This window comes from Nocardia sp. NPDC051321, assembly GCF_044455225.1.
GTDB lineage: Bacteria > Actinomycetota > Actinomycetes > Mycobacteriales > Mycobacteriaceae > Nocardia.
This window is the reverse complement of sequence record NZ_JBITEM010000002.1, coordinates 225,878-252,068: the sequence shown is the minus strand read 5'-3', so window position 1 is coordinate 252,068 and position 26,191 is coordinate 225,878. Positions and strand designations below refer to the sequence as shown.

Here is a 26,191-nt window from a genome sequence, read left to right as displayed (position 1 = left end):
GGCCGTTATCGAGAGGTTGAACATTGCCGAGCCCGGGATCGGTTGCGGTGCTGCTTGTTACGTCACCGCGCAAGAGCCGCCGGTGCGTTGAGTACGGGTTCCGGCGGTTCGAAATGGGCCCAGGGGCTTACGGTTTCCAGTTGCGCCGCGAGTTGCAGGAGTAGGAATTCGCTGCCGGGACCGCCGACGAGCTGGGTGCCGAGCGGGAGGCCGTCGGGGGTGCGGTAGAGGGGGACGGTGATGGCAGGTCGTCCGCTGATGTTGGCCAGCTGGGTGAACGGGACGACCGCGAGGTTGGCGATCACGAAGTCGCGGAAGATCCTGTTATGGGTGATCGGGCGGCCAGCGCCGAGTTCCAGTAGCGGACCGGCCAGGAACTTGAGCACCGACGGCGTCTCCATTTGGCCGATGCGTGGTGCGGGTTGGGCGACGGTGGGGGTGAGTAGCAGGTCGTAGTCTTCGTGAAAATCGGCGAGGGCTCGGGTGTAGTCGTTCCAGCGCTCGTAGGCTGCGACCAGTTCGTTGGCCGGGGTGGTCCGCCCGGCGGCCGCCAATACCCTTGTGTCGAAGGCGAAGTCGCGTTCGGAGGCGCCGGTGCGTCGCCGGATCTGGTCGACGTCTGCGGCGGCGTGTGCGGCCCAGACCGTGCCGAAGTCGGCCGCGAGCTGTCGGCCGTCGAACTTGGGCGCCGCGTAGTCGATGTGGTGGCCGAGCGATTCCAGCAGGGCCGCAGTGTGTTCGGTCGCGCGCAGCGCCTCGCTGTGTACCGTGGTGCCGATCGGGGATTCAGGAGCGACGCCGACGCGCAGTCGGCGGGGCGGGTTGCAGACTGCCTCGGCGAAGACATAGCCGGGGCCGTCGTGGCAATACCGTGCGCCGGGATCGGGCCCGGCGAGGACATCGAGCATGGCTGCGGTGTCGCGGACGCTGCGCGACAGGACCCCCTCGGTCGCGAGGCCGTGCAGATAGTCGCCCCCTTTGGTACCGCACGGCAGCAGCCCGCGACCGGGTTTGAGCCCGAACAGTCCAGTCCAGGCGGCTGGGATCCGGATCGAGCCGCCGCCGTCGTTGCCGCCGGCCACGGGCACGATGCCCGCGGCCACCGCCGCGGCCGAGCCGCCCGACGAGCCGCCGGGTGAGCGGTTCAGGTTCCACGGGTTGCGGGTGGCGCCGTAGGCCGAGGTCTCGGTGATGGGCTTGATCCCGAGCTCGGGCACGGTGGTCTTGCCGAAGATCACCAGCCCGGCATCGAGCCAGCGGCGCACCATGATGCTGTGGCTATCGGCGGGAAGTGCCTGCAGCACACGGGTTCCCGAAGCCGTCGGGTATCCGGCGTAATCCTGCAGGAGATCTTTGACGAGGAACGGGACCCCGGCGAATGGTCCCTCGACAGGCTCCGCCGCGCGGGCGCGGCCGACCTCGGCCATGAGCAGGCTCACCGCGTTGAGCGCTGGATCGACCTGTTCGTAGCGGGCGAGTGCGGCCTCTAGCAGTTCGGTGGGGTGTACCTGCTTGTCGGCGACAAGGCGGGCCAGGCCGATCGCGTCGTGGGCTCGGTATTCGTCGTAGCGCATTGGCCCTCCTAGAGCGCGATCAGCAACTATGTTTTCGACGATAGCAGGTCCACGCGGTTACGCAACCGATCGGTCCGCCTATCTGGGAATTGACGGCTGACCAGCTACGATGACTGGCGATGACCGAACCTCGAATCGACGGCCGCAAGCTTCGCTACCAGCACCGCCGCCCGGAGCTGCTGGCCGCGGCGACGGAGTACGTGCTCGACCACGGCGTGGCCGATCTGTCGCTGCGCCCGCTGGCCACCGCCCTCGGGGTGAGCCACGGAACGCTCATCCGGCACTTCCAGACCAAGGACGGTCTCATCGCCGAGGTGCTCGGCCGCATCCGGGCGGACTTCGAAACTCGCTTGCTCTCCGAGGAATTGAGCGACGCCACGTCGGGAGTCGGTGTGCTGCGCGGGATATGGCATCGCCTGTGCCAGCCTCGCGAGATGCGGCAATTCCGGGTGTTGTTCGAATTGGCCGCCGCCGTTGGCTATTCGGGCACCCGGGACACCACCCTGTCCGAGACGCTGATCACGAATTGGGTCACCCTACTCGCGGAATCCCTGATCCGTTACGGCTGTCCTCCGGAAATCGCTCCCGAAGCGGCGACGTTCGTGCTGGCCCAGATCCGCGGGTTGCAGATCGACCTGATCACCACCGGCGATCGCGATCGGGTGGACCAGGCCTTCGAACTGATGGTCGCCATGCTCGAACGCGCCGCCAACGACCTGACCTGACCCACGCCAGGCACAGACGTCTGCGTCCTCGGCCCGTCCGATCAGCTTCCGGGGTGGTATTCGGTACCGGGGCACAGCCTTACCGTGAAGGTATGACGATCAATTTCACCTCGCAGGACTGGGTACCGGAGTCCTGCACGCTGCCCACCGTCGAACGCCCGATCCGTGTCGCGGAGTTCGATGAGTTCTTCGACACCTCGGTGCGCGAATTGAGCCGACCCGAACCCACCAGGTTGGACCTGCGACTGACTTCCGGTGGGCACCAGGCCGGGCAGGAATTGGCCGCACGCGAATCCGGGTGCTGCTCGTTCTTCACGTTCACGTTCGAGGACACCGATACTGGCGCGGTGATGAGTATTCAGGTCCCGGCCGCGCACGTCGACGTACTCGACGCGCTCGACGCTCGGGTGCGCGCCATCACCGTCAAGGATGCACGGTGAGCGCCGGACTGCGCACCGGAGAGCTCGCCGCCGCGGCCGGGGTCAACGTGCAGACACTGCGCTACTACGAACGCCGCGGACTGCTCGCTGAGCTGGACCGCTCACTGGGCGGGCATCGGCTCTACCCCGAAAACGCCGTGACGGTGCTGCGGGTCATCAAGGCCGCCCAACGGCTCGGGTTCACCCTCGAAGAAGTCGCCGACCTCCTCGAAGCGACCCCCCTGCGCCAGCGCCGCGCCGACACCGGACTACGCGCTCACGCCACCGCCAAACTCGCCGAAATCGACACCGGACTCGCCGAACTCGCCGCCGTGCGAAACACCCTGGCTGCCGCGGTGGAAGCCGGCTGCGAGAACCTCCTGGAATGCAGCGCAATCCCCTGCTGCCCAATACCTTTCGCCACCGATACCGCTTCGGCCGGGGGCGGCTGTCAGCGCTGAAGGCACACGTTGACTGATTGTTTGCTTGCCCCTCGATTAGATATCGATCAATATAGACGGATGTCGAAGTCAGAGCTGGTGGTGGAACCGGTCCAATCGTGTTCGGCCGCGCCGATCGTCCGCGAACCGTTGACCGCCGAGACCGCCGGCGAGCTCGCCGGAGTGTTCAAAGCGTTGTCGGACCCCATCAGGTTGCGGCTGCTCAGCTCGATCGCCTGCCGCGAAGGCCAGGAAGCATGTGTGTGCGATCTGTCCGAAGGCATCGACCTGACCCAGCCCACCATCTCCCACCACCTCAAAGTGCTGCGCGAAGCAGGGCTGCTCGACAGTGAACGACGCGCGTCCTGGGTGTACTACCGCGTTGTTCCCGGTGCACTGCAACGACTCTCGGACGTCCTGCTCGCCGACAGCGGCGCCACCGCAGGAGCGAACGCGTGAGCGTAAATACAAGCACCGGCGTGGTCGGCAAACTGTCCACACTTGATCGGTTTCTACCGGCGTGGATCGGCGTCGCGATGGCCGCCGGACTACTCCTCGGCCGGATGATCCCCGGACTCGGTGACGCGGTGGGCGCGGTCGAGATCGATGGCATTTCCCTGCCGATCGCGATCGGGCTGCTGATCATGATGTACCCGGTCCTGGCCAAGGTCCGCTACGACCGCCTCGGCACCGTCACCGGCGACCGCAGGTTGCTGATCGGTTCGCTGGTATTGAACTGGATCCTCGGCCCGGCGTTGATGTTCGCGCTCGCGTGGCTGCTGCTGCCTGATCTGCCGGAGTACCGGACCGGGCTGATCATCGTCGGTTTGGCCCGCTGCATCGCCATGGTCATCATCTGGAACGACCTCGCGTGCGGTGACCGCGAGGCCGCAGCCGTGCTGGTCGCGCTGAACTCGATTTTCCAGGTGATCATGTTCGCCGCGCTCGGCTGGTTTTACCTCTCAGTGCTGCCCGGCCGGCTCGGCCTGGCACAAACCACCATCGACACCGCACCGTGGCAGATCGCGAAATCGGTGCTGATCTTCCTCGGCATCCCACTGCTGGCAGGGTTCCTCACCCGCCGCCTCGGCGAACGCGCCAAAGGCCGCGCCTGGTACGAATCCACGTTCCTGCCGCGCATCGGGCCGTGGGCGCTCTACGGGTTGCTGTTCACAATCGTCATTCTCTTTGCGCTGCAAGGCAAACAGGTCACCTCCCAACCGTTGGACGTCGTGCGCATCGCGATCCCACTGCTGGCCTACTTCGCGATCATGTGGGGTGGCGGCTTCCTCCTCGGTGCGATCATGGGCTTGGGATACGAGCGCACCACCACGCTGGCATTCACCGCCGCGGGCAACAACTTCGAACTCGCCATCGCCGTCGCGATCGCCACCTACGGTGCCAGCTCCGGACAAGCACTCGCCGGAGTCGTCGGACCGCTGATCGAAGTCCCGGTCCTCGTCGGCCTGGTTTATGTCTCGCTCGCACTGCGCAAACGATTCCCCAATTAGTTGAAAGAGGTTCTTACACATGGCATCCAAACCCAGCGTCCTTTTCGTCTGCGTGCACAACGCGGGACGCTCCCAGATGGCCGCGGGATTTCTCACCCATCTCGCCGGTGACGCCATCGAGGTCCGTTCCGCCGGTAGCGCGCCCGCGCACTCGGTCAACCCCGCCGCGGTACAAGCCATGGCAGAGCTCGGTATCGACATCGCCGACCAGTCCCCGAAAATCCTGACCTTCGACGCGGTCGAAGCCTCCGACGTCGTCATCACGATGGGCTGCGGTGACACCTGCCCAGTATTCCCAGGTGTCAGCTACCGCGACTGGGTTCTCGCGGACCCCGCCGGCAAGGGCGTGGAGTCGGTGCGCCCGATCCGCGACGAGATCAGAGCACGCGTCGAGGTGCTCATCGCCGAGCTCAGACCGGCGCACGCCTGATCACTGGCACGGCACTGGCAACTCCTCGTCCCCGCGCGGCTGTCGCGACCCGGCGAGGCAAGTGGACCTACTATTGTTCAGCGGCCGGACTTCGAGTCGAGGACCGGGAAGTTGCTGCGGAACAAGCCATGTGGGTCCGACTGGCGTTTGATGTCGCGCAACCGGGCCAGGCTCTCGGGGGCGAAGGCGTCCATGGCGGTCTGACCGGGACCGAGCAGGGTCAGCGGCGTCCGACGGCTACGGGACGAGCCAAGGGCAGTCAGGTACTCCTCCATCCTGGTTATGTTGGCGGCGGCCATTTCCGGCGTCACCTCGGGTGCGATCAAGCCGATGTAGTACGGGCTGGCGACAGTGCCCGCCGGGGTGTCGGACGGGTGGGCGAGCCTGCCGCCGAGATGACGGATCTGAATCGCGGCGACCGGTGCCATCGGCTTGGCGAGCAGGGTCGCGACATCGGCGTCGGTGAGCCCGTTCAGCAGTTCGATCTGTGAGCGGATGGGACTGGGGTCAGCGGGTTCTCCGGTGATGGTGCCCAGTTCGGCGATCGCCATCACCCTGCGGGTGTCGCGCATCTTGCCGTCGATGCCGTCGAACGGACGCAACAACGCTTGTCCGGCCGCCTCATCGCCGAGGAAGGTGGCGTCGAGGCCGACCATCGGTGGGGCGCCGTCGAATTGGAGCAGGCTCCACCAGAGCGTCAGCTCGTCCGGGGCCGTCGCGGTGACCTCACGGAACGCCGCCATCACCTGCGGGGCCCGGTCCGCGGGCCAGAGCACCCGGCCACCGTAGAGACCCGGAATCGGGTGCAGTCCGAACTCGATGGCAGTGACTAGCGCGTAGTCGCCGCCGCCACCGCGCAAGGCCCAGAACAGATCTGGTTCGGTAGCGGCGGTCACCCGCCTGGTCCGGCCGTCGGCGTCGATGATGTCGAACGCGGTGGCGCTGTCGGCGGCCCACCCGAACTTCCGGGCGAACCAGCTCAATCCACCGCCGAGGGTGTAGCCGGTGATGCCGACACCCGGCGCGCTTCCTGCTACACCGGTGAGCCCATGCGAACTCGCGATCTGCTGGACCTGCCCCCAGGAGACGCCTGCACCGACTCGGGCGGTGCGGGCAACCGGATCGACCCGAATCTCGTTCAGCGCCTTGGTGCGTACCAGAATCGTCCCGTTCACCGCGGGCGAGGGATTGTGGCCGTTCGGCTGCACCGCCAGCGTACTGCCTGCGTCTTTGGCATACCGCACCAGCGCCGCGGCGTCCTCGACATCGGCGAGTTCGACGACGGCGCGCACCGACTGGTCGACCGTCAGATTCCATGGCTTACGAGCCAGGTCGAACCCTTCGTCGCCGGGTAGCAGCACCCGTCCGCGCACGGCGGGGCGCAGCGTCGAATCGTTGCCCGGAGTAGCCGTCGAATTCGACCCGTCCGTCGTGCACGCTGCCACCGCAAGGCCACTTCCGACCACTAGCAAACGGCGGCGGCTCAGCTCGAACGACCCGCCCTTACCGTCCTGACCTGCACTCATTTCATTCCTTTCGAGGGATTCATTACGAAACGATACGCACTCATTTCGTAACTATAGATGCGATACAGAACACGCTTGTTTCGTAACCTCTCGGGGGCTACGCTGTCGATGTGTCGACACAACAGGGCGGCGACGCCAAGGCCAAATCCGGTGGCAGACCCCGGGATCCGGACCGCGACCGCGCGCTATTGGCCGCGGTCACCGAGATCCTGCCCGAGGTGGGCTACGACCGGCTGACCATGGATGCCGTCGCGGCCAGAGCGGGCGCGGGCCGGGCCACCGTCTATCGACGCTGGAAAGACAAGTCGGAACTTGTCCGGGACGCCATCCAGGCCCTGATCTGGGACGAGCCGATACCCGATACGGGCAGCCTGCGCTCCGACCTGATCGCGGTGGGAGCCATGTACCTCGATCCGAGCAGCCAGCGTGACTCGATTCTGTCCGCGCTGGCGTCGGTGATCAATCGCGACGAGCAATTGCGCGAAACCGTCGAACGGGTCATCTCGCAACCGCGCCGCGCGGCCTACGCCGCCATCGTGGAGCGTGCGCGCGAGCGCGGCGAGATCATCGAAGGGGCCGACACCGAACTTATCGCGGACGTCGTTCCGGCGATGATCTTCTATCGACTGCTCGACAAGGAAGAACCAATGGAGGGCGCATATTTCGAGCGGGTGATCGATGCACTGATCCTTCCGCTGCTCACCGGATATGCGAAATAGCAAATAGATGAACCGGCTGGTGGGAGAAACACGATGGGGTTTGTTGTATTCGGTGCCAGCGGGCCGACCGGATTACAGGTCGTCCAGCAAGCAATAGACAAAGGTTACGAAGTCACCGCCGCAGTTCGTCGTCCCGACGAATTCCCGCTCACCGCGCCCTCATTGCAGGTTGTGCGGGTGGACGCCCTCGACGCCGAATCGGTCGAGAACGCGGTGGCCGGCCAGGATGCGGTGATATCCATCCTCGGCGGAAAATACACGATGAAGCCGGTGTCGATATTCTCCGAGGGGTTGGGAAACATCCTGCCCGCCATGGCGACTCATAATGTCAAACGTCTGGTGTGCGTCAGCTCGGTGTGCGTCCCTGGAAAAGCCGCACCGGGCGAAACATTCCTCTTCCGCGCGGCGCTGCTGCCCATCCTGCGCACCCTGGGCCGCACCGCGTACTTCGATATGGGCCGCATGGAGGAGATCGTCCGGAACAGTGGCCTCGACTGGACCATCGTCCGGGCCTCGGGACTTTTCGACGGCACCCGGGTCACCGACTACACCATCGCCGCGTCGAGCATCCCCGGCCGCTACACCTCACGCGCGGATCTGGCGGACGCACTGCTGCGCGAGGTCACCGAGAACCGGAATGTCAAGGCCACGGTCGACGTGGTGACCACCGAGGGCGTCCCGCGCCTGACCGACAGCTTCCGGCGCGGCCAGAAATAGCCCGCGATGCCGAGGCGAGGTAGCGTGCGGTCAGCCGGTGTCGACCATGGGCTGATGCGAGGTGGGGTAGGCGTCGCTGACGAGTTTGAAGCCGACGCCGCGGACCGAAATGATCCACTCGCTGGCCCCCAGCTTGGCGCGCAGACTGCTGACGTGCGTATCGGCAGTGCGACGCGACCAGTTGTGACCCCATACCGCGCGCATGATCTCGGCCCGCAGCACCACGCGCCCGTTGTTCTCCGCCAGCAGCACAAGCAGGTCGAACTCCTTGCGGGTGAGCGTGATTCGGCGGCCGAACACGGTGACCTCGCGGGCCAAGGCGTCGATGCGCAGCGGCCCCCGCTGCAATGTCGGCTCGGCATGGCGCATACCTGCCGACCGGCGCCACATCAGCGCCTCGACCCTTGCCGCGAGTTCACGGAAGTGATATGGCCTCGCGATATAGTCGTCCGCTCCGGTCTGCAGCGCGAGCACGCAATCCAGCTCGGACTTCCGTTCCGCGGTAACAATTATCGGTACGCCGCACTCGGCGACACTTCGACATACATAGAGGCCATCCATATCCGGCAGTTCCAGGCTCACGATAACCAGGTCATAGGCGGTGCACGCATCCACCGCCTCGATGCCGGACTCCACTTCCGCCACTTCGTAGCCATGGCGGGTCATGTATTTGGCCAGCTCCGCCCGCGATGCCGGGTTGCCGTCGACAATCAGGATTCGTTGCCCGGCAGACCATTTCGCCATCGCGGCCGCACTTGGCTCCCCTTGTCGAGTAATCGGACCCCGTGTCAGATTTCGCTGTCCAGACTGCACGTCGAAATACCCCCCGAACTTCCCCAATATTGAAGCATGGCAACCTGTAAAGCAGTACCCCAGACAGGATATCCGCCGGGCCAAAGGTCGCCGTCCGACGGCAAACCCAACAGTACCACAGCACTACCGTCCGAGCTCGGAGCGTGTGCGCTACTACATGATTCGTCGGCTTCATGTTTAGTTCACATTGTTCGGAGAGGAGATAATTCACGCGTCATCTACTTTTCGTGCTGCCCCAAAAACCTAGTATTCCATTGACATAGCCTGCGCCACTTGATAATACGAAGACCTCGTATCATTCCATCTGGTATGGTCCTGGACGTTGTCCGACCTGCGACAGAGAGGGGCCAAATAACAACTGCCGCAACATGATTCACAAGACCCCTACACCATCCCGGTCGAACCGCCCAGCGTCGAGCGGCCAGGCCATCACGATTACATCTATTCCACGGAGCACGCATTGCGCCGCCCGGTAAAAGGTTACCGCGACTAAGCAATTCAGAGGAACGGTGGAGCTGAGTCCGACGGCATGGCCGCCGGAGCAATGCGCTCACCCACCGCAAGTGTGCAATACCAGCTGTGATGCATCGGGGGACTATGGAGCTACAATGTTTCGACACCGACCGATCGGCGAGCCACCACGTGCTATTGGTGGAAAGCAATGAGGCAGAACGACGCTCACTGGCCGAGCGCCTGATGCGCCACGGATACTCGGTGACCGCGGTCGACACAGCGGGCAGCGCACTGGAGTGTTACCACGATGCCGATCTGGTTCTCCTCGACGTCGACCTGTCCGACCTGGACGGAATCGAGGTCTGCCGCGCCATCCGCGATACGAGTGCGGTCCCGATCATCATCCTGACCGCCCGGGAATCGGTCCTGGATCGAGTTCTCGGATTGCGTTCCGGCGCAGACGACTACATCACCAAGCCCTACGGATCCCGGGAATTGATCGCCCGCATCCAGGCGGTCTTGCGCAGATTCATCCCCGACCGGTGTGTGACGCCGGTACCCGCCGCGGCGGAACCGATCCGACACGGCCCGCTCTCCATCGATGTCGACGCCAGACGCGTCGAATTGGCCGGCGATCTCGTCAAAACGACGAGAAAGGAATTCGACCTGCTGCTCCTGCTCGCGTCCAATCCGGGCAAGGTCATCGAGCGCAGCGCGATCACCGAGGAGGTCTGGGACGGAACGTTGTCGAGTCGCACCGTGGACACCCACATCAACAGCCTGCGCAAGAAGCTGGGCGCCAGCGAGTGGATCGTCACCGTGCGCGGTATCGGCTTCCGTTTCATCGGACACCGATACGGCGCACAGCACGCTTAGCCGACCGGTTACTGCCCGCTCCATGCCACGGTGAAGGCGAAGCGGCGAATCCGCCAGCCCATCGTGGTCCGTATCGCGGTGGCTGTACCGAATCCGCCGAACGAGGTGTGCCCGGCCGGCCCCGCAGCGGCACCGATATGCACGGCGATCAGGTGCACGGTCACCGCCGCGGTGTCGTCCTCGAACACCACCCGGTGATTGGCGCCGATGTGGTGCGAGCGCGGGAACTTCGCGTACGCCACGCGCTGGAATTCGCGGAGCTCGTCCATGCCGCGAAAGGTGCCCTGCGGGAAGATCAGCTCGGCGTCCTCGGTGAACACCGTGTCGAGCCACGCGTCGTTGTCCCGGTCGAAGTCCAGGTGGTGCACGTAGCGATCGACGAGCTCGACCAGCTCTGCCTTGTCGAGTAAAGCCGCGAGACGATCTCGAGTATCAACCATGGTGTGCGAAGTCCTGATTCAGCGAGACGGCCCCCGCGTTCAGACAGGACAACAGCGTCCGCGCCTGAACATTGAGGTAATGACCGTGCCCCGCAAGCCAATTCAACTGAGCCGGGGTGGCCCAGCAGTAGTCGCGCGGCACCTCGAGCGGCACGTCGGCCTCGACGAACATGTACCGGCTCTCCGCGTTGAGGAACCTTCCCCCCTCCTCGGAATGCACGACGTCGTAGCGGATCTGATCCGGACTCGCGTCCCGGACCACATCCAGGAACGGCGGCCGCTGATCCCAGTTGGCAGGCACGCACTGCACGGTCGGTGCCAGTTCCACCGTGTCGAGGAAGCCCGCCTCCACCTTCGCCTGCACCAAAAGATGTGGCAGACCGTCGATCCGGCGGAAGACGAAGGCCGCGATCCCCTGGCCGCGCGGTTCGAACAACGGCTGAGTCCAGGAGGTGACCTCCCGGCTGCCCGCCGCCACCTGCACGGCAATGAGCCGGAAGAACCTGTCATCGGGTCGGGCGATATGAGATTCGCTGCGGTGCCAACCCGCCACATCGGCAAGCGGAATCAGCGCGATCTCCACGTCGTGCCTGGCCCGTTCGACCGTGAACCACGACTGCAGCTCCGCGTCGGAACGCAGTGCGACAGCGCTGGTTCCGTCCATCGGAAAGGTCGCGATCACGGTCCGCGAGTCCATGTTCACCACATTGTCCGCACCGAGCAGCGCGCCGATCTGGCCGAGGGTCAGCCAGCAGAAGTCCGGGTGCACCGTGACGTCGTCTTCGGTCTCCACCAGCATGTTCCGGTTGGACTTGCGATAGAACCAGGCGCCGTGCTCGGACTGCAGCACGTCGGCAAGTACCCGGCCGGTGCCGCGGTCGGCGAAGTAGGAGAGGTATCGGACATTGCCGCCGCGGTGCACGCCGGTGTAATTGCTTCGAGTGGCCTGCACGGTAGGCGAGAGCTGGAGCAGATTACGGTTGCCCGGCTCCATCTTGGCCTGCATGAGAAAGTGCAGGACGCCGTCGAACTCCTTGGCCAGGATGCCGAGTATCCCGACCTCGGGCTGCAGAATGATCGGCTGCTGCCACGCCCGCACCGAACCCTCGTCCACCTGCACGGACAGCCCCTCGACGCTGAAGAACTTCCCGGTGCGGTGCCGCATGTTGCCGGTGTCGGGCGCGAAGGACCAGGCATCCATCTCGTGGAACGGAATTCGCCGCACCTCGAATCGGTTGGCCGCCGCCCGGCCGGACAGCCACTGGGGAAAGTCAGCGGTGCGCAGCCACGCCCCCGCCTCGGTGGCCGCGGCCGAAAGCGCAAGCCGCTCCGACAGATCCTCGTCGGAGCGGGTCCGCACGGAGCGCACGCTCACAACCCCGCCACCACGGTGCGCAACACATCGATGACGTGGTGCTGCTCGGCCTCGTTCAGCGCCGGATACATCGGCAGCGAGAAGATCTCCTTCGCCAGCCCCTCGGTCACCGGCAGCTGTCCCTCGCGCCAGCCGAGGTACTCGAACCCGGTCATCGTGTGCACCGGCCACGGGTAGCTGATATTGAGCAGGATGTCGTGCGCCCGCATCGCCTCGATGATCGCGTCGCGCTGTGGGTGGCGCACCACGTAGACGTAGTAGACGTGGGTATTGCCGGGATTCGTTGCGGGCAGCAGCAATCCGTGCGAGTCCGCGAGATCGCCGAGGCCCTGCTCGTACCGTCGCGCCACGGCGTTGCGGCCCTCGATGTAGCCGTCCAGGCGACCGAGCTTGCGGCGCAGGATCTCGGCCTGCACCTCATCCAGCCTGGCATTGTGGCCCGGCGTGCGCATCACGTAATAGACCTTGTCCATGCCGTAGTAGCGCAGCTGCTGCAGATTTCGCTGGATGGCCGGGTCTGGGGTGATCACGGCACCGCCGTCACCGTAGGCGCCGAGCACCTTGGTCGGGTAAAACGAGAACGCCGCGGCATTCGACATGGTGCCGGCCAGGCGCTCGCCCTGCCTGGCGCCGTGTGCCTGCGCACAGTCCTCCAGGACCTGCAGCCCGTGCTCGGCGGCCAGCCGCTCGATCGCCGCCATGTCCACGCACTGACCGTAAAGATGGACCGGCACAATGGCTTTGGTGCGCGGCGTGATAGCGGCGGCCACTTGGTCGGTGTCCATGAGGAAGTCCTCGGCCCGCACGTCGACGAAGACCGGCGTCGCGCCCGCACCGACGATCGCGACGACGGTGGGCGCCGCGGTGTTCGACACGGTGATCACCTCGTCGCCTGGTCCGACGCCGAGCGCCTCCAGCCCGAGCTTCAGTGCGTTGGTGCCGTTGTCGACGCCGGTGCAGTGCGAAAGCCCATGGTAGGCCGCGAATTCCTGCTCGAAACCGCGTACGCTCTCGCCGAGGATCAGTTGACCCGAGCCGAAAACGGTCTGCACCGCGTCGAGGATGTCCTCCCGTTCCTTCTCGTACTCGGGTAGGTAGTCCCACACACGGGTATTCATAGGTTTGCTCCTCTGATTGTTCGGGTGGTCGGAAAGACGATCGCGGAACCGGCGCACTCAGACGGCTGCCGCGATCTCCATGACGTATTGGCCGTAGGGCGATTTCGCGAGCCGCCTGCCGAGCCGGTGGCACGACTCCTGGTCGATGAAGCCCATGCGCAGCGCGATCTCCTCGACGCAGGCAACCCGCACGCCCTGGCGACGCTCCATGATTTCCACGTACTGGCCCGCCTCGAGCAACGCCTCGTGGGTGCCCATGTCCAGCCAGACGAAGCCGCGGCCGAGCGGAACCAGGCGAGCCCGATCCTGCGCCATAAAGGTGCGATTGACGTCGGTGATCTCCAGTTCGCCACGCGCTGAAGGCTTCAGCTCCTTGGCTACGGCCACGACGTCGTTGTGATAGAAGTACAGACCGGTGACCGCGAGATTCGACCGGGGTTGGGCCGGCTTCTCCACCAGGTCGAGCAGGTTGCCGTCGGCGTCGATATCGGCGACCCCGTAGCGTTGCGGATCGAGCACCGGGTAGCCGAACAGGACGCATCCGTCGACGTCCAGGCTGCTCGATTGCAGCACCTCCACGAAGCCGGGCCCGTGAAAGATGTTGTCGCCCAGTATCAAGGCGACCGGATCGTCGCCGATGTGCTTCTCGGATACCAGGAACGCGTCGGCGAGGCCGCGCGGCTTGTCCTGTTCGGCGTAGGTCAAGCACAGCCCGAGTGCCGACCCATCGCCGAGCAACATCCGGAAGCGCGGCAGATCCTCCGGTGTGGCAATGATTTCGATGTCGGTGATGCCCGCCAGCATCAGGACCGAGAGCGGGTAGTAGATCATCGGCTTGTCGTAGACCGGCAGCAGTTGCTTCGACACCGCCAGCGTGACCGGCTGCAGCCGGGTTCCACTGCCGCCGGCGAGAATAATCCCCTTCACGCCCATCGCCTCCAGGATCGCTTGTGCAGCTTCATAGTTCGGGGGTGGTCGGCCGCATCGCGCGGACCCGATCCGCATCGGTGCCCGGCGTCGTGCCGTCGGTGCGCAGGCACTGCTCGAGAAATCCGAGTGCGCGCAAGTGATACGAGCGCGCGGCCCAGCTGAGACTGATGTTGTGCCCGGTGCCGAGTTGCCGCTCGACCGCGACGCTCGGCGCGGACGTGAAGCGGGCGGTCAAGTCCCGCAGTGTGTCCGGGTCGTGCCGCCACAGTGCTTCGTGTTCGGCGAAGGTGAACCGGACCGGCACCGTGACGCGGGCGGCGACCCGGGGGAACACCACCGGCCAGCGTGCGGCTTCGGCCAGCTCCACGGTGGGCGTCGGCGCGACGATGGTCGCGCTGGTTCGAAAGGTGGCGGGTGGATACAGCCGCGGCGGTCCCCAGCCACGCAGCGACCGCCTGCGCGGATCACCGAGTTGGAACAGGCGTCGCGCGTGGCGCTGCCCGCAGCCGGAGATGTCCAGGCCGAGCAGCCTGGCCGAGCCGAACCCACCATCGGCCATCCGCAACGCGAGCATTCCGCCGAACGAGTGCGCGAGCAGGAAAATGCCCGCACCGGTGTCCTGCTCGGCCCCGAATCCGGTGAGCGCCGCCCGCAGCGAGCGCACCTGCGCGTCCAGCGATTGTCCTTCGGGCAGTCGCGCACTGGAGTGACCGTAGCCGGGCCGATCCACCGCGAGCACCGTGTAGCCGACCCGCGCACCGAGGGTCAGCAGCGAGACCTCGGCAGCCGCTTGCCCGTCGAAGTATCCCGCGCTCATCCCGGCGCCGTGCAGGGCCACGATGGTGGCGCGCGGCGCCCCATCGGGCCGACTGAGCAAGGCGGACAGCATGATCCCGTCGCCGTCCAGCAGCATCGGACGGACGCCGCCGGAGCGCGCGAGCTGGGCCGTTGTCACCGCGGTGCCTCGGTGGCCGAGGCCTGCGCGGTGCGTGGCACACCGTCGGCCGGGCCGAACCAGCGGCGCAGCGCAGCCGTCAACGCCGTGGTGTCGCGGTGGTCGTCGGCTACCCACGCCAGGTAGCCGTCGGGGCGGATCAGCACGGCTGTCACGTCCTCGAGGCCGCGCCGCTGTTCCAGCGTGGCCGTGACGACGGTGACCCGGTCGCGCCAGGGCTCGGCGACGGCGTGCAGCGTGCTGTCCGCCGCCAGGTCGAGGAGCACGCCGCGCGCCGGGTGGAGCAGTTCGGTGGTCGTGATCGTGCCGGTGGCGGTGCGCAGCGGGCGTGGCGGAATCCGCCTGCCCTGCAACGGATGTGCCTGCGGGTCGGACGAGTACTTGATATCGAGCCCGCTCACCGTGCCCGCTAGATACCGCTTGGTGTCGTCGTAGGCGATCAATTCGGTGAACAGCGCACGCAGTGGATCCGCCTCGGTGCCGGTGATGTAGAGCATGCCCTGCACGCGGGTGTTGTCCAGCAGTCGTGCGCCGACCGGATGACGCTCGGCGTGATAGGTGTCGAGCAGTTCGGGTTCGGCAAGACCGCGCACCACCGCCCCGAGCTTCCAGCCGAGATTGGCCGCATCCTGTACACCGGTGCTCAAACCCTGACCGCCGGCCGGGAGATGGATATGCGCCGCGTCGCCCGCCAAAAACACCCGGCCCCTGCGGTATTCCGAAGCCTGCCTGGTCGCGTCGGAGAACGAGCTGGCCCAGTCCGCGCGACCGTGCGCGATCGACTCACCGGTGATCCGTTCCCAGGCCGCCGCCAGTTCGGCGAAACCGACCTCGACTCCGCGCTCGACCACGGGGGTGCCGTGCTCGCAGGCCACGACCCGATCCACGCCGGACCCGAGCGGCATGGCCATGACCATCCCGCCTGCGAGACGCTCGCCGAACGGCCTCGGCTTGATATCGCAGCCGACCACGTCGGCCAGATACATGCCGAGGGTGCCCGCGGTGCCGGGAAACTCGAATCCGGCGAGCTTTCGCACGACGCTCTGCCCGCCATCGCAGCCGACCAGATACTTTGCGCGCAGCGTCTTTTCGTCGCCTGCGACCAGCGCGGTGACCGAGATATCCGCACCGTTGTCGTGCAGCCGACGCACCGCCCAGCCGCGCCGGATATCCGCGCCGAGTTCACCCGCCCACTGCTCCAGCGCCGCCTCGGTCTGTGCTTGCGGTACACCGCGAGCACCGAAATGACAGTCCTCGAGCACCGTGTAGTCGAACAGCAGGCCGCCGAAGTGGCCCATCGGGCTATGCTCCAGCCCGCCGACGGCCGCGAGCAGGCCGCGCTGATCGAAGGTCTCCATCGCGCGGGCAGTGAAGCCGAGCCCGCGGGACTGCCCCGTCGGCGCCGGCAGTTGTTCCAGGACTACAACTTCGGCTCCGGCCAACCGCAATTCGCCGGCAAGCAGCAGGCCGGTCGGTCCGGCGCCGACCACTATCACATCGGTGTCCACGTGTGCCCTCCTTGTCTCCGCACGGTGCCCACGGTCAGTCCACGGACCTGGGTGTGCCGAACCAGTGCCGTAACCGCCCGTCGAGATCCGCGTCCACGGAGCCCGCCCAGATCACATAGCCGTCCGGTCGCACCAGCACGGCGTCGGTACCGACCTGGTCGCCTGGCGCGACCTCGGCCACGGTGACCCACCGCGACCAGGGCGCCGCGACCTTCTCCAGCGCGTCGACCTGCGCCCGATCGGACCCGAGCACGAGACCGCGGCCATCGCGCAATAACGCGGTGCTCGACTCGGTGTGCTGGTGCATCGGCAGGTCGGGCAGCCGGCGGCCGAGCCACGGGTGCGCCCCCGGCTCGGCCGGATAACACACGTCGAGTCCGCTGATCATCCCGGCGAGGTGCGCGCGCACCGGCTCCGCCGCGATCAGCGCGCCCAACATGGTCCGCAACGACTCGACTTCCGGTCCGCCGAGCAACAATTCGGTCTGGACCTGGATGTTCGCCAGGATCCGTGCGCCGACCACGCTTCGCTCCCGGTGGTAGGTGTCGAGCAGCTGGCCCGCGGTCCCGTCCAGGGCGCGGGCGAGCTTCCAGCCCAGGTTCACCGCGTCCTGCAGGCCGAGATTCAACGCCTGGCCACCGCTTGGCATCTGCTGGTGCGCGGCGTCGCCCGCGAAGAACACTCGGCCCCTGCGGTATTCGCGTACCTGCCTGCTGGTGTCGTCGAAGGCGTTCACCCACACCGGCTTTCCGTGCCCGATGGATTCGCCCGTGACCTGCTGCCAGGCCGAGACCACCTCGTCGAACGACGGCGGCCCTGGACGCTCGGCGCAGCCGGATCCGAAGCGGTGCACCATCACCCGGGTTATGCCGGCGGGATTACGCGCCGCCGTGGCGAATCCGTGCTCGAAACGCTCGAACCGGCGGTCCTCGATCTCGATGCCCGTCACGTCCGCGCGCAGCAGCTCGCGGGTAGCCGACCGGCCGGCGAACTCCACCCCGCTGAGCTCGCGCACGGTACTTTCCGCGCCGTCGCAACCGACCACGAATGCCGCACGTAGCCGCCGGGTTCCGGTCGCGGTCGCCGCGACCACCTCGACACTGTCGCCGTGGTCGTGCACCGCGGAAACCCGCCAGCCGCGCCGGACTTCCGCGCCGAGCGCCGAGGCCCAACCGTGCAGCAACTCAACGGTTCTGGTTTGCGGGACCTTCCACTGGCCGGGAAAACGGCTGGGCAGCGTGAGATCCAACGGGATACCACCGAAGTGACCGCGCGGATCGTTCGGCACGGTGCCGAGTTCGTCCAGCAACCCACGGGCGTCGAAGATCTCCATCGTCCGCGCGTGCAAGGTCGTCGCCCGCGACTCCGCCGACGGTGTGTCCCGTAGCTCGAGCACGACGACCTCGGCGCCGCCGAGCCGCAACTCCCCCGCGAGCATCAGACCGACCGGGCCCGCACCGACGACGACTACCTGCGTCTGTTCGGTCATCGCCTCAGCCGCGTCGCTCAGCGAAGGATTTCGCGTGTTGCAGAGTGGTCATGCTGTTGGTGCTCAACGCGTTCCGCACATAGTCCTTGGCATCCGCGAGCGTCTTGTCCGCACCGAGGATCGACGCGATCCGTTCCGCATTGATCGTGACCGTGTGCTGCGAGGTCGCCAGCACGCCGTCGGTGTTCTCGACGAAGGTCCACCGGCCCGTGTGCAGCGACATCAGCGCGGGCAGTGTCACCTGCTTGTAGACGATGGTGTGGTGCGGGTAGGTCACCCGGTAGGACTTGGTGGTGTGCACCGAACCGTCGCGCGTCTTGGTGTCCATCTCGAGTGTCTGCAGGCCGGGCGTCGGCTCTTCAAACCGCGCCGCCGCGACGTGCGGCAACCGCTCGGCCCAGAGCTGTGCCTGGTCGATGAACTCGTATGCCTGTGCGGCCGAACCCGCGATCTGCACCGAGTCCTCGAACGAGAAGGTGGACTCGGCTGCGGCGTAGGCGAATTCGAGCTCCACCCGCAGCCCCGCCAGCTCACTGCGCGAATTGCGGTCGACCGCCTGGTCGATCCAGGCGAGGCCGTCCGGGTCGTCGTCCACGGCCCGGTAGGTGTGTTGCAGCCGGACCAGCGCGGAGGTGTCCGAGGTGGCCTCGATCAACCAGGTGCCGCTCATGAAGGCCACGGGCGAAGCCGAAACCTCTTGCTGGAAGGTGATTTTCCGGGCCGCGGGATCGAGCGTGCGGCGCGAGGTCCAGTTCTTCGCGGTACCGTTGGCCGTGGCCCAGATCCGGATCCGCTCGGCACCCTCGCCATGCTCGAGCTGTTCGACGTAGATCGTCGGTCCGAAGATGCGTGGCCAGCTGGCCACATCGGCGATCAGGGCGTACACGGTGTCGGCGGGTGCGGCGATCTCGATCTCGTGCTCGACCTCGCGCATAGTGCTGGTAGTCATCGAAATACCTACTCCTCGAGCTCAGAAATTGCCAAGGCCGCCGCAGACGTTCAACGCTTGCGCCGTGATGGATGCGGCAGTGTCGGAGGCCAGATAGCCGACCAGTCCGGCCACCTCCTCCGGGGTGGAGTAGCGGCCGAGCGGGATCTTCGACTGGAACTTCGCCAGGATTTCCGCCTCGCTCTGGCCGTACGCGGACGCGTAGCCCTGTCGCACCCGCGCCGCCATCGGCGTCTCCACATAGCCGGGGCATACGGCATTGACCGTGATGCCGGTCGGCGCCAATTCATTACCAAGCGCCTTGGTGAACCCGACAACGCCGTGCTTGGACGCCGAGTACGGCGCGCCGAGCACCACCCCCTGTTTGCCCGCGGTGGAGGCGATGTTGATGATGCGGCCGCGGTCTTTCGTGCGCATGCCGCCGGTGTTGAGCACCTCGCGGGTCACGCGGAAGACGCTGGTCAAATTGGTCTCGATGACGTCGTTCCACAGCTCGTCGGTGATATCGGCGGTGACACCGCCGCCGCTGCGGCCCGCGTTGTTCACCAGGACATCGATCGACCCGAACGCGTCGACGGCGGCTCGGACGAAACCGCGCACCTCGGTGTCCGAGCGGATATCCACCGCGGCGCCGTGCACCGTCAGATCTTCGGAGCGCAACTGCTTCACCGTGGCGGTGACGTTCTCCGCGGTACGCGCGCCGATGAACACCCGGTGCCCCGAGCCGCCGAGCAAGCGCGCGACGGCCAGTCCGATACCGCTGGTCGCACCTGTCACCAGGGCCACCGGCGCTTCGACATTCGACATCTGCACTCCTCCTCAGGCCGCGTTCATGAGACGTGCGTTGACTGCGCCGATCAGGGCGCGCGGTGTGGTGGCGGACAGCAGGGTGTCCTCGTCCAGGGAGATGTCGAACTCGCGCTCGATCCGGCCGCTGGCTTCCAGCAGCGCGAGCGAGTCGTAACCGAGCTCGTCGAACAGCACGTCGAGCACTGGTTCGGCGAAGTCGATACCCTCGTCACCCGCCGCCTCGAGCATGATTCGCCCTAGGTCGGTGAGTGTGAATCCCTCAGCCATTGTCGTTCTCCTTCATGAGTTTTCGTTGGTCAGGACGAGCGCCGAATTGAATCCGCCATAGCCACGCGCCACCACCAACGCGGCGCGCACGCCGGCCTGGCGGGCCTGGCCGACCACCAGATCGAGCCGAGAAGCGGGATCGCACTCGACATGGACGGTCGGCGGGATCAGGCTGTGCCGCATGGCCAGTAGTGCGGCGACGAGATCGAGCGGGCCTGCACCCGAGTACAGGCGGCCGGTCATCGTCTTCGGTGCGGTAACCGGTACCGCGCCTGCCCCGAAGACCTCCGAAATGGCCTGCGCCTCAGTGCGATCGAGCTCGGGCAAGCCCGCGGCATCGGCGAAGACGACATCGATGTCGGCGGGTGCCAGCCCGGCATCGGCAAGCGCGAGCTCGATAGCTTTGCGCAGGCCGGGCCCGGCCGGATCGAATGTCGCCGCGTAACCGGCGATCTCGCCGTACGACCGGGCGCCACGCCTGCGCGCGTGCTCGCCGGATTCGACGATCAGGATCGCACCGCCTTCGCCGGACACATGGCCATTGGCGCGGGCGTCGAACGGCAGGTACGCGTCCGCGGGGTCGTCGCTGGTGCTCAACCGTCCGCTCGCCTGCTGCCCGATCCAGCCCCATGGGCACAGCGCGGAATCGATCGCGCCGGTGACGATGGCGCTGGTGCCCTTGCGAATTGCGCGCCTGGCCGCGGCGACGGCATCCAAGCCACCCGCCTGGTCGCTGACCAGCACGCTGGCCGGGCCCTTCAGGCCGTTGCGAATGGCGATCTGGCCGCTGTTGACGGCGTAGAACCAGGCGAAGGACTGATACGCACTGACGTACTGGCTGCCGAGCTGCCACAGGTTCCGCAGTTCGCGCTGGCCGAAGTCGAATCCGCCCGCGGAGCTCGCGGTGATCACACCGAGATCGAATTCCGCCAGCTCGCTCGGCGCGAGGCCGGCGTCGGCGAACGCCCAGTCCGTCGCGGCCAAAGCCAGCTGGGTCATCCGGTCGGTCTGCGGCAGCAATCTGCCCGGCAGATGGTCGGCGGCCTCGAAACCGGGGATCTCCCCGGCAAGCTGTGCCGGATACCCGCTCGCATCGAACCGCGACACCCTGGCGATGCCCGATTTACCTGCCACCGTGGCATTCCAATAATGTTCGGTGCCAAGGCCGTTGGGCGCGGCCACGCCGAATCCGGTCACCACCGCGGCCGTCATGCCGCGCTCCGCTCGGCGCGGGCCAGCACCATGGCGCTCTGGAAACCGCCGAAACCACTGCCTACGGTCAGCACGGCGTCGGTCACGTGCTCGCGAGCCGTCAGCGGCACGTAGTCCAGATCGCACTCCGGATCCGGGTTGTGCAGGTTGGCGGTCGGCGGGACGGTGTTGTTGGCCATCGCCAGTATCGACGCCGCGATCTCGATCGAGCCGATCGCACCGAGCGAATGTCCGACCATCGACTTGATCGAACTCACCGGGATCTCGTAGGCCCGCTGTCCGAGGCTGCGTTTGAAGGCCGCCGTCTCGTGCCGGTCGTTCTGCTTGGTGCCTGAACCGTGCGCATTGATGTAGTCGATCTCGTCGGCGTTCATCTCGGCCTCGTCCAGCGCCACCCGGATGGCCTCCGCCATCTCGATGCCGTCGGGCCGCAGGCCGGTCATGTGATAGGCGTTGCTCCGGGTCGCGTAGCCGACGATCTCGGCATAGACGCGCGCACCACGGCGTTTGGCCGATTCGAGTTCCTCGAGCACGAACATCGCGGCGCCCTCGCCGAGCACGAAACCGTTGCGGGTGCCGTCGAACGGGCGTGAGGCGGTGCCCGGTTCGTCGTTGCGCGGTGAGGTCGCCTTGATCGCGTCGAAGCTGGCCACCGTGATCGGCGAGATGGGCGCGTCGGTGGCGCCTGCCACCATGACGTCGGCGCTGCCCTCGCGGATCAGATCGACCGCGTAGCCGACGGAGTCGATGCCGGAGGTACAACCGGTCGAGATCACCGTGCTCGCACCGCGCGCCCCGACCAGCTCGGCCACCTCCGCGGCGAACGAGCTCGGCACCAGGCAGTTGTAGAGGTGCGGCACCGCGTACTCGTGGTCGACCAGGTGCAGCCGCCCGGCATCGCTGACCACCCGGTACTCCCAGTCGAGGCTGGTGGCCGCGCCGACCGCGGTGCCAACCGTGACGCCGACCCGATACGGGTCGTTGGCGTCGATATCGATTCCGCTGTCCGCCAACGCGTTACGCGCGGCAACGACGACGAACTGCGCCGCCCGATCCATCCGCCGGACCTCTTGCGGACTCAGGCCACCCGCCTCGGGATCGAAGTCGACCTCGGCGGCGATCTTGGATCGGAACGGCGCCGGATCGAAGAAGGTGATGCCACGGGTCGCGGTGCGGCCTGCGCTCAGCAGATCCCAGAACGCGTCGCGACCGACTCCGCCCGGCGCGAGCACCTCCATGCCGGTGACGACAACCCTTCTGTCCTTCACGATTCGGCTGCCCAGCTGTAGAAGCGGGTGGCCATCGCGTCGGCAGGCGTCCGCCAGGTCGCCGGGTCGTAGGCGTCGATGAACGGCCGCAGATCCGCGCTGATGCCGACGAACCGCGGATCGGTCTTGGCCTGCTCGATCCGCTCGCCGCCGTCCGCGGCGTCGAAATCCTGCAGGTGAAAATACAATCCGCGGTAATAGAACAGCTGCCTGCGCCGGGTACCCATGAGATGCGGCATCTCGCTGCCGTCGAACTCGGCGAACAGATCAGCGACCTGCGGATGCGATCCGGGATCCATCCGCGCCACAATCAATGTGCTGTGCATCGGAGTTATCTCCTTCTACTAGATTCGACGCTCGCAATCCCAGAAAAGATCGCCCACATCGGCGAGCGGACTGCACTGGCGAGGATTCGGTACTCCGCGCAATCGGGTAGCGATTTCGACCCCCCGGTTTCCATCATCTTGAATCAATCGACAATTATCAAGATTCGAATCGGTCAGGACAATGTCAAACTTGACTGCCCGCCGCCGCACGGAAATACCGGGATACGCCGAAATGTCAACGGAGTGTCAACTTTGCCCCGTGACCTGGCCAGCGCGCCGCGATTCGGACTTGACCAAGAATTGACACAAATATGAAAGACGCAGTATTGCCAATCGACATTCGACTGGCGAGCATTGTCCTGAGATCGATATGACCGACTCGCCGCCTCGTGGTGCGGCGCGGACCAAGCGGACGCCGACCACCGCCGCGTCGAGAAAGTATTCCGCACACCGGACGAATATCCAGCCGGTCGCCAGCACAACGACATATCCGGAGGTACCGATCGTAATGCGATTCCTGCTCACCACCCTGCCCGGCACATCGCACCTGTTGCCGTTGGTGCCGTTCGCGCAGGCGGCACTCGCCGCAGGACACGAGGTGCGCGTGGCGTGCGCCGGACCCGCGCTGCCCGCCGCGGTAGCGGCCGGATTACACGCGCTCGCCGTGGACGACGGTGCATCGGCTCGGCCGTACGACGAAATCGTGCGCCGGATCGGCGAAACCGACATGACCGAGAAGTTGCCGCCCGCCGAATTACACGCCCAGTTCGCCGCCGCTTTCGGCGAGACCGGAAATCTCATGCTGGGCGGACTGGTCGAGGCCATCCGGGAATGGGACGCCGATGCCGTGGTGTACACACCCATGGCCGTCGCGGGCCTGGTGGCCGCACGCGCGACGGGGAAGACAGCCATCGTGCACGGTCTCGGCACGCGGTGGCCGACCTACGGCCCCGCGCTCGCCCATCTGCGCAGCGCCGCAACCGATCTCGGCGTCACCGAGTACGCCGAGGCGGACATCGAGATCGATGTCAGCCCACCGTCGCTCGAGGCCATCCACCATCGGACAACGCCCGCGCCGACGGAGACCTACGCGGGCCTCATCGAGCACATGCGCTACCTCCCCTACAACGGGGGCGGCGAGCTGCCCGCGTGGCTGCGCGCGCCACGGACCGGTCGGCGCCGGATCGCGGCCACCCTCGGTTCGCTGACCGCGACCTACGGGGACGGCACGCTGCTGCGGCACATCATCAAAGGCGCCGCGGACCTGGATGTCGAGGTGATCCTGATGACGGGTGACGCCACGCTGCCCGGCCCGCTGCCCGACTACGTACGCCCGGTGCCATGGCTGCCGCTGCGCGCGGTGCTGGAATCCTGTGCGGCCGTTGTCCATCACGGCGGCGCGGGCAGCATGTACGCGGCACTGGACGCCGGTGTCCCGCAGTTGGTGCTCCCGGATCGCGGCACCGACAGCGACACCAACGCGCAGCTGGCGGTGTCGCGCGGGGTGGCACTGCGGCTCGATACCGCGCAGATCGCGGCGACCACGATCGAACAGTCGCTCGGCGCGCTGCTCGACTCACCGAGCCACCGCGACGCCTGTGCCGAGGTGGCACAGGAGATGCACGGCCTACCTGCCCCGAGCACGGTGGTCGACCGGATCAGCACGGCGATCGCCGCGGCGAAGGTAGGTGTGTGATGACCTCGTTCGAGATCAGGCAGCTCGGCATCGAAGGCGCGGTGGAGTTCTCGGTGCCGGTATACCGCGACAGCCGTGGGCTTTTCACCAGCCCGTTCCAGCTCGGCGCGTTCGACGCCGCACTCGGCCACGGGCTGTTTCCGGTCAAGGACATCAGCCACAATGTCTCGGCGCGCGGCGTGCTGCGCGGCATCCACTACACGACCACCCCGCCCGGCCGCGCGAAGTACGTGTACGTCCCGCACGGCCGCGTCACCGATTACCTGGTCGATCTACGAGTCGGCTCGCCGACGTTCGGCCGTTGGGAGCAAACCGAATTGGGCGGCGGCGACCGGGGCAAGGCGCTGTTCATCCCGATGGGCGTCGGACACGCTTTCCTTGCACAGGAAGACGATTCGATCGTGGTCTATGTGATGTCGGAAGGGTATGAGGCGGCCAACGAACTCGCCGTTTCCCCGCTCGACCCGGAGATCGGGCTGCCGATTCCGCGCGTCCCGCGGCCGGAGCAGTCCGAAAGAGACAGCGCCGCACTCACTCTCGCGGAGGCGGGCAAGCGCGGGCTGCTGCCGGACTACGCGACCTGCGTCGAGCTGGAGGCAAAGCTGTGGCACTGACACCTCCCCTGGTCACCTTGCTCGGCGCCACCGGGTTCGTCGGTTCGGCGGTGCTGCGGGAACTGGCCGCGCGTCCGATCCGGCTCCGCGTGGTAGCCCGGCATCCCGCACCGGTGCCGCCGGACGCGCTCGCCACGGTCGAGATATGCACCGAAGACCTCACCGCGCCCGGCGTGGTAGCGCGGGTCATCGCGGACGCGGACGTCATCGTGCACTGCGTCGCGTATATCAACGACGGGCCGTCCACCTGGCGGATCGCCGAGGGCGACGACGCCGCCGAACGGGTCAACGTCGGCATCGTCGGTGACCTGGTCGCGGCGCTCGAGCGGCGGGCAAGCCCGGTCGGTGTGGTCTTCGCCGGTGCCGTGTCCCAGGTCGGAAAGGGTGCGGGCGAGGTCATCGACGGCACCGAGATCGACAATCCCGCCGGCGAATACGACCGGCAGAAGCTGCGCGCCGAGCGACTGCTGCTCGAATCGCTGGCGGCGGGCCCGCATCGGGCGGTATCGATCCGGCTGCCAACGGTTTTCGGCAGCGGCCCGCACTCGACCGCGCGGGACAAGGGGGTCGTCTCGATGATGGTCCGGCGCGCGCTGGCAGGCGACTCGCTGACCATGTGGCACGACGGCACGGTGCGGCGCGACGTCGTGTACGTCGAGGACGTTGCCCGTGCCTTGGTGGCGGCGACCGAGCACACCGCCGAATTGGCCGGGCGGGCCTGGGTGCTCGGCTCCGGCCACGGCATTCCACTCGGGCAGTTGTTCGGCACGATCGCGGACCTGGTCGCGGAGCACACCGGCAACCGGGTACCTGTCGTTTCGGTGCCGCCCCCCGCCCACGCCGAGGCCGGTGACCTGGTGAACATCACCATCGACGCCACCGCCTTCCGTGCCGTGACCGGCTGGCAACCCACCGTGCCGCTCGACGTGGCACTGCGCCGGACCATCGAGTTCTGTGCGGCCGAACAGCTCACCACCGAACCAACGCCAGGCTGATCCGGCGCGTCGACGCCGCAGCTGAAGAATGGAGCG

The 26,191-nt window shown here is 66.6% G+C and carries 28 protein-coding genes; 12 read left to right on the top strand and 16 right to left on the bottom strand.

Annotated features, from left to right (window positions below; genetic code table 11):
• Window positions 1–62 precede the first annotated feature (62 nt).
• Window positions 63–1,574 carry an amidase gene (locus ACIA8C_RS05230; protein WP_397131066.1) on the bottom strand — a complete coding sequence of 504 codons (1,512 nt, stop codon included), beginning with the start codon at window positions 1,572–1,574 and terminating at the stop codon, window positions 63–65.
• 119 nt (window positions 1,575–1,693) lie between these two features.
• On the opposite strand from ACIA8C_RS05230, the gene ACIA8C_RS05225 reads away from it, so the two are divergent.
• The 6 genes from ACIA8C_RS05225 to ACIA8C_RS05200 all read left to right on the top strand — a co-directional run bounded on the left by ACIA8C_RS05225 (window position 1,694) and on the right by ACIA8C_RS05200 (window position 5,099).
• Window positions 1,694–2,299 (top strand): TetR/AcrR family transcriptional regulator, encoded by a 606-nt coding sequence (locus ACIA8C_RS05225; protein ID WP_397131063.1) that lies wholly within the window; start codon window positions 1,694–1,696, stop codon window positions 2,297–2,299.
• 92 nt (window positions 2,300–2,391) lie between these two features.
• Complete coding sequence (locus ACIA8C_RS05220) at window positions 2,392–2,739, top strand: hypothetical protein (RefSeq protein ID WP_397131061.1); 348 nt, start codon at window positions 2,392–2,394, stop codon at window positions 2,737–2,739.
• Window positions 2,736–3,179, top strand: a complete 444-nt coding sequence (locus ACIA8C_RS05215; protein ID WP_397131059.1) for a MerR family transcriptional regulator — start codon at window positions 2,736–2,738, stop codon at window positions 3,177–3,179. Before ACIA8C_RS05220 ends, ACIA8C_RS05215 begins: the two co-directional genes overlap by 4 nt.
• A 60-nt stretch (window positions 3,180–3,239) precedes the next feature.
• Window positions 3,240–3,617, top strand: coding sequence for an ArsR/SmtB family transcription factor (locus ACIA8C_RS05210; RefSeq protein ID WP_397131057.1), 378 nt, complete (start codon window positions 3,240–3,242; stop codon window positions 3,615–3,617).
• Window positions 3,614–4,669: an ACR3 family arsenite efflux transporter gene (gene arsB, locus ACIA8C_RS05205; protein ID WP_397131054.1), complete on the top strand. Its 1,056-nt coding sequence runs from the start codon at window positions 3,614–3,616 to the stop codon at window positions 4,667–4,669. Before ACIA8C_RS05210 ends, arsB begins: the two co-directional genes overlap by 4 nt.
• A 19-nt stretch (window positions 4,670–4,688) precedes the next feature.
• Complete coding sequence (locus tag ACIA8C_RS05200; RefSeq protein WP_397131052.1) at window positions 4,689–5,099, top strand: arsenate reductase ArsC; 411 nt, start codon at window positions 4,689–4,691, stop codon at window positions 5,097–5,099.
• A gap of 77 nt (window positions 5,100–5,176) precedes the next feature.
• Here the strand turns inward: ACIA8C_RS05200 and ACIA8C_RS05195 are convergent, their stop codons facing one another.
• On the bottom strand, window positions 5,177–6,625 hold the full coding sequence (locus ACIA8C_RS05195; RefSeq protein ID WP_397131050.1) for an FAD-binding oxidoreductase: 1,449 nt from the start codon (window positions 6,623–6,625) through the stop codon (window positions 5,177–5,179).
• A 110-nt stretch (window positions 6,626–6,735) separates the two neighbouring features.
• On the opposite strand from ACIA8C_RS05195, the gene ACIA8C_RS05190 reads away from it, so the two are divergent.
• Both ACIA8C_RS05190 and ACIA8C_RS05185 read left to right on the top strand, forming a co-directional pair.
• Complete coding sequence (locus tag ACIA8C_RS05190) at window positions 6,736–7,344, top strand: TetR-like C-terminal domain-containing protein (protein WP_397131047.1); 609 nt, start codon at window positions 6,736–6,738, stop codon at window positions 7,342–7,344.
• Window positions 7,345–7,377: 33 nt separating this feature from the next.
• On the top strand, window positions 7,378–8,061 hold the full coding sequence (locus tag ACIA8C_RS05185; RefSeq protein ID WP_397131045.1) for an NAD(P)-dependent oxidoreductase: 684 nt from the start codon (window positions 7,378–7,380) through the stop codon (window positions 8,059–8,061).
• A 30-nt stretch (window positions 8,062–8,091) separates the two neighbouring features.
• On the opposite strand, the gene ACIA8C_RS05180 is transcribed toward ACIA8C_RS05185, so the two are convergent.
• The gene (locus tag ACIA8C_RS05180; RefSeq protein WP_397131042.1) at window positions 8,092–8,805 is read right to left on the bottom strand and encodes a response regulator transcription factor; all 714 of its coding nucleotides are present in this window, start codon (window positions 8,803–8,805) and stop codon (window positions 8,092–8,094) included.
• A gap of 720 nt (window positions 8,806–9,525) precedes the next feature.
• Here ACIA8C_RS05180 and ACIA8C_RS05175 point away from each other — a divergent pair.
• The gene (locus ACIA8C_RS05175) at window positions 9,526–10,203 is read left to right on the top strand and encodes a response regulator transcription factor (protein ID WP_397131039.1); all 678 of its coding nucleotides are present in this window, start codon (window positions 9,526–9,528) and stop codon (window positions 10,201–10,203) included.
• A gap of 8 nt (window positions 10,204–10,211) precedes the next feature.
• Here ACIA8C_RS05175 and ACIA8C_RS05170 read toward each other — a convergent pair whose 3' ends face one another.
• The 13 genes from ACIA8C_RS05170 to ACIA8C_RS05110 are packed head-to-tail and all read right to left on the bottom strand — an operon-like array spanning window position 10,212 to window position 22,850.
• Window positions 10,212–10,643 carry a nuclear transport factor 2 family protein gene (locus ACIA8C_RS05170; RefSeq protein ID WP_397131037.1) on the bottom strand — a complete coding sequence of 144 codons (432 nt, stop codon included), beginning with the start codon at window positions 10,641–10,643 and terminating at the stop codon, window positions 10,212–10,214.
• Window positions 10,636–12,018: an NDP-hexose 2,3-dehydratase family protein gene (locus ACIA8C_RS05165; RefSeq protein WP_397131034.1), complete on the bottom strand. Its 1,383-nt coding sequence runs from the start codon at window positions 12,016–12,018 to the stop codon at window positions 10,636–10,638. Before ACIA8C_RS05165 ends, ACIA8C_RS05170 begins: the two co-directional genes overlap by 8 nt.
• Window positions 12,015–13,136, bottom strand: a complete 1,122-nt coding sequence (locus ACIA8C_RS05160; RefSeq protein WP_397131032.1) for a DegT/DnrJ/EryC1/StrS family aminotransferase — start codon at window positions 13,134–13,136, stop codon at window positions 12,015–12,017. Before ACIA8C_RS05160 ends, ACIA8C_RS05165 begins: the two co-directional genes overlap by 4 nt.
• Before the next feature lie 57 nt (window positions 13,137–13,193).
• On the bottom strand, window positions 13,194–14,063 hold the full coding sequence (gene rfbA, locus ACIA8C_RS05155; protein WP_397131030.1) for a glucose-1-phosphate thymidylyltransferase RfbA: 870 nt from the start codon (window positions 14,061–14,063) through the stop codon (window positions 13,194–13,196).
• Window positions 14,064–14,094: 31 nt separating this feature from the next.
• Window positions 14,095–15,021, bottom strand: a complete 927-nt coding sequence (locus tag ACIA8C_RS05150) for an alpha/beta hydrolase (RefSeq protein WP_397131027.1) — start codon at window positions 15,019–15,021, stop codon at window positions 14,095–14,097.
• The gene (locus tag ACIA8C_RS05145) at window positions 15,018–16,529 is read right to left on the bottom strand and encodes an FAD-dependent monooxygenase (RefSeq protein WP_397131025.1); all 1,512 of its coding nucleotides are present in this window, start codon (window positions 16,527–16,529) and stop codon (window positions 15,018–15,020) included. The genes ACIA8C_RS05150 and ACIA8C_RS05145 overlap by 4 nt, the downstream gene beginning before the upstream one ends.
• A gap of 34 nt (window positions 16,530–16,563) precedes the next feature.
• Complete coding sequence (locus ACIA8C_RS05140; protein WP_397131023.1) at window positions 16,564–18,018, bottom strand: FAD-dependent monooxygenase; 1,455 nt, start codon at window positions 18,016–18,018, stop codon at window positions 16,564–16,566.
• A 4-nt stretch (window positions 18,019–18,022) separates the two neighbouring features.
• Window positions 18,023–18,967 carry an aromatase/cyclase gene (locus ACIA8C_RS05135; RefSeq protein ID WP_397131021.1) on the bottom strand — a complete coding sequence of 315 codons (945 nt, stop codon included), beginning with the start codon at window positions 18,965–18,967 and terminating at the stop codon, window positions 18,023–18,025.
• 21 nt (window positions 18,968–18,988) lie between these two features.
• Window positions 18,989–19,774 carry a 3-oxoacyl-ACP reductase FabG gene (gene fabG, locus ACIA8C_RS05130; protein ID WP_397131019.1) on the bottom strand — a complete coding sequence of 262 codons (786 nt, stop codon included), beginning with the start codon at window positions 19,772–19,774 and terminating at the stop codon, window positions 18,989–18,991.
• A gap of 12 nt (window positions 19,775–19,786) precedes the next feature.
• Window positions 19,787–20,044 (bottom strand): acyl carrier protein, encoded by a 258-nt coding sequence (locus ACIA8C_RS05125; RefSeq protein WP_397131017.1) that lies wholly within the window; start codon window positions 20,042–20,044, stop codon window positions 19,787–19,789.
• Window positions 20,045–20,056: 12 nt separating this feature from the next.
• On the bottom strand, window positions 20,057–21,256 hold the full coding sequence (locus ACIA8C_RS05120; RefSeq protein WP_397131015.1) for a ketosynthase chain-length factor: 1,200 nt from the start codon (window positions 21,254–21,256) through the stop codon (window positions 20,057–20,059).
• Window positions 21,253–22,524, bottom strand: coding sequence for a beta-ketoacyl-[acyl-carrier-protein] synthase family protein (locus ACIA8C_RS05115; RefSeq protein WP_397131013.1), 1,272 nt, complete (start codon window positions 22,522–22,524; stop codon window positions 21,253–21,255). Before ACIA8C_RS05115 ends, ACIA8C_RS05120 begins: the two co-directional genes overlap by 4 nt.
• On the bottom strand, window positions 22,521–22,850 hold the full coding sequence (locus ACIA8C_RS05110; RefSeq protein WP_397131011.1) for a TcmI family type II polyketide cyclase: 330 nt from the start codon (window positions 22,848–22,850) through the stop codon (window positions 22,521–22,523). The genes ACIA8C_RS05115 and ACIA8C_RS05110 overlap by 4 nt, the downstream gene beginning before the upstream one ends.
• 370 nt (window positions 22,851–23,220) lie before the next feature.
• Here ACIA8C_RS05110 and ACIA8C_RS05105 point away from each other — a divergent pair, with 370 nt between their 5' ends.
• From ACIA8C_RS05105 to ACIA8C_RS05095, 3 genes are read left to right on the top strand one after another with little or no spacing between them, the layout of a single operon-like run.
• The gene (locus ACIA8C_RS05105; protein WP_397131009.1) at window positions 23,221–24,546 is read left to right on the top strand and encodes a nucleotide disphospho-sugar-binding domain-containing protein; all 1,326 of its coding nucleotides are present in this window, start codon (window positions 23,221–23,223) and stop codon (window positions 24,544–24,546) included.
• Window positions 24,546–25,160: a dTDP-4-dehydrorhamnose 3,5-epimerase family protein gene (locus ACIA8C_RS05100; RefSeq protein WP_397131007.1), complete on the top strand. Its 615-nt coding sequence runs from the start codon at window positions 24,546–24,548 to the stop codon at window positions 25,158–25,160. The genes ACIA8C_RS05105 and ACIA8C_RS05100 overlap by 1 nt, the downstream gene beginning before the upstream one ends.
• Window positions 25,151–26,155 carry an NAD-dependent epimerase/dehydratase family protein gene (locus ACIA8C_RS05095; protein WP_397131005.1) on the top strand — a complete coding sequence of 335 codons (1,005 nt, stop codon included), beginning with the start codon at window positions 25,151–25,153 and terminating at the stop codon, window positions 26,153–26,155. The genes ACIA8C_RS05100 and ACIA8C_RS05095 overlap by 10 nt, the downstream gene beginning before the upstream one ends.
• Window positions 26,156–26,191 lie beyond the last annotated feature (36 nt).

Excerpts from the sequence above, each read along its gene's own strand:
- ACIA8C_RS05230 (WP_397131066.1), bottom strand. The coding sequence starts at position 1,574 with ATGCGCTACGACGAATACCGAGCCCACGACGCGATCGGCCTGGCCCGC.
- ACIA8C_RS05225 (WP_397131063.1), top strand. The coding sequence starts at position 1,694 with ATGACCGAACCTCGAATCGACGGCCGCAAGCTTCGCTACCAGCACCGC.
- ACIA8C_RS05220 (WP_397131061.1), top strand. The coding sequence starts at position 2,392 with ATGACGATCAATTTCACCTCGCAGGACTGGGTACCGGAGTCCTGCACG.
- ACIA8C_RS05210 (WP_397131057.1), top strand. The coding sequence starts at position 3,240 with ATGTCGAAGTCAGAGCTGGTGGTGGAACCGGTCCAATCGTGTTCGGCC.
- ACIA8C_RS05200 (WP_397131052.1), top strand. The coding sequence starts at position 4,689 with ATGGCATCCAAACCCAGCGTCCTTTTCGTCTGCGTGCACAACGCGGGA.
- ACIA8C_RS05195 (WP_397131050.1), bottom strand. The coding sequence starts at position 6,625 with ATGAGTGCAGGTCAGGACGGTAAGGGCGGGTCGTTCGAGCTGAGCCGC.
- ACIA8C_RS05185 (WP_397131045.1), top strand. The coding sequence starts at position 7,378 with ATGGGGTTTGTTGTATTCGGTGCCAGCGGGCCGACCGGATTACAGGTC.
- ACIA8C_RS05180 (WP_397131042.1), bottom strand. The coding sequence starts at position 8,805 with ATGGCGAAATGGTCTGCCGGGCAACGAATCCTGATTGTCGACGGCAAC.
- ACIA8C_RS05170 (WP_397131037.1), bottom strand. The coding sequence starts at position 10,643 with ATGGTTGATACTCGAGATCGTCTCGCGGCTTTACTCGACAAGGCAGAG.
- ACIA8C_RS05160 (WP_397131032.1), bottom strand. The coding sequence starts at position 13,136 with ATGAATACCCGTGTGTGGGACTACCTACCCGAGTACGAGAAGGAACGG.
- ACIA8C_RS05140 (WP_397131023.1), bottom strand. The coding sequence starts at position 18,018 with ATGACCGAACAGACGCAGGTAGTCGTCGTCGGTGCGGGCCCGGTCGGT.
- ACIA8C_RS05135 (WP_397131021.1), bottom strand. The coding sequence starts at position 18,967 with ATGACTACCAGCACTATGCGCGAGGTCGAGCACGAGATCGAGATCGCC.
- fabG (WP_397131019.1), bottom strand. The coding sequence starts at position 19,774 with ATGTCGAATGTCGAAGCGCCGGTGGCCCTGGTGACAGGTGCGACCAGC.
- ACIA8C_RS05125 (WP_397131017.1), bottom strand. The coding sequence starts at position 20,044 with ATGGCTGAGGGATTCACACTCACCGACCTAGGGCGAATCATGCTCGAG.
- ACIA8C_RS05120 (WP_397131015.1), bottom strand. The coding sequence starts at position 21,256 with ATGACGGCCGCGGTGGTGACCGGATTCGGCGTGGCCGCGCCCAACGGC.
- ACIA8C_RS05110 (WP_397131011.1), bottom strand. The coding sequence starts at position 22,850 with ATGCACAGCACATTGATTGTGGCGCGGATGGATCCCGGATCGCATCCG.
- ACIA8C_RS05105 (WP_397131009.1), top strand. The coding sequence starts at position 23,221 with ATGACCGACTCGCCGCCTCGTGGTGCGGCGCGGACCAAGCGGACGCCG.
- ACIA8C_RS05100 (WP_397131007.1), top strand. The coding sequence starts at position 24,546 with ATGACCTCGTTCGAGATCAGGCAGCTCGGCATCGAAGGCGCGGTGGAG.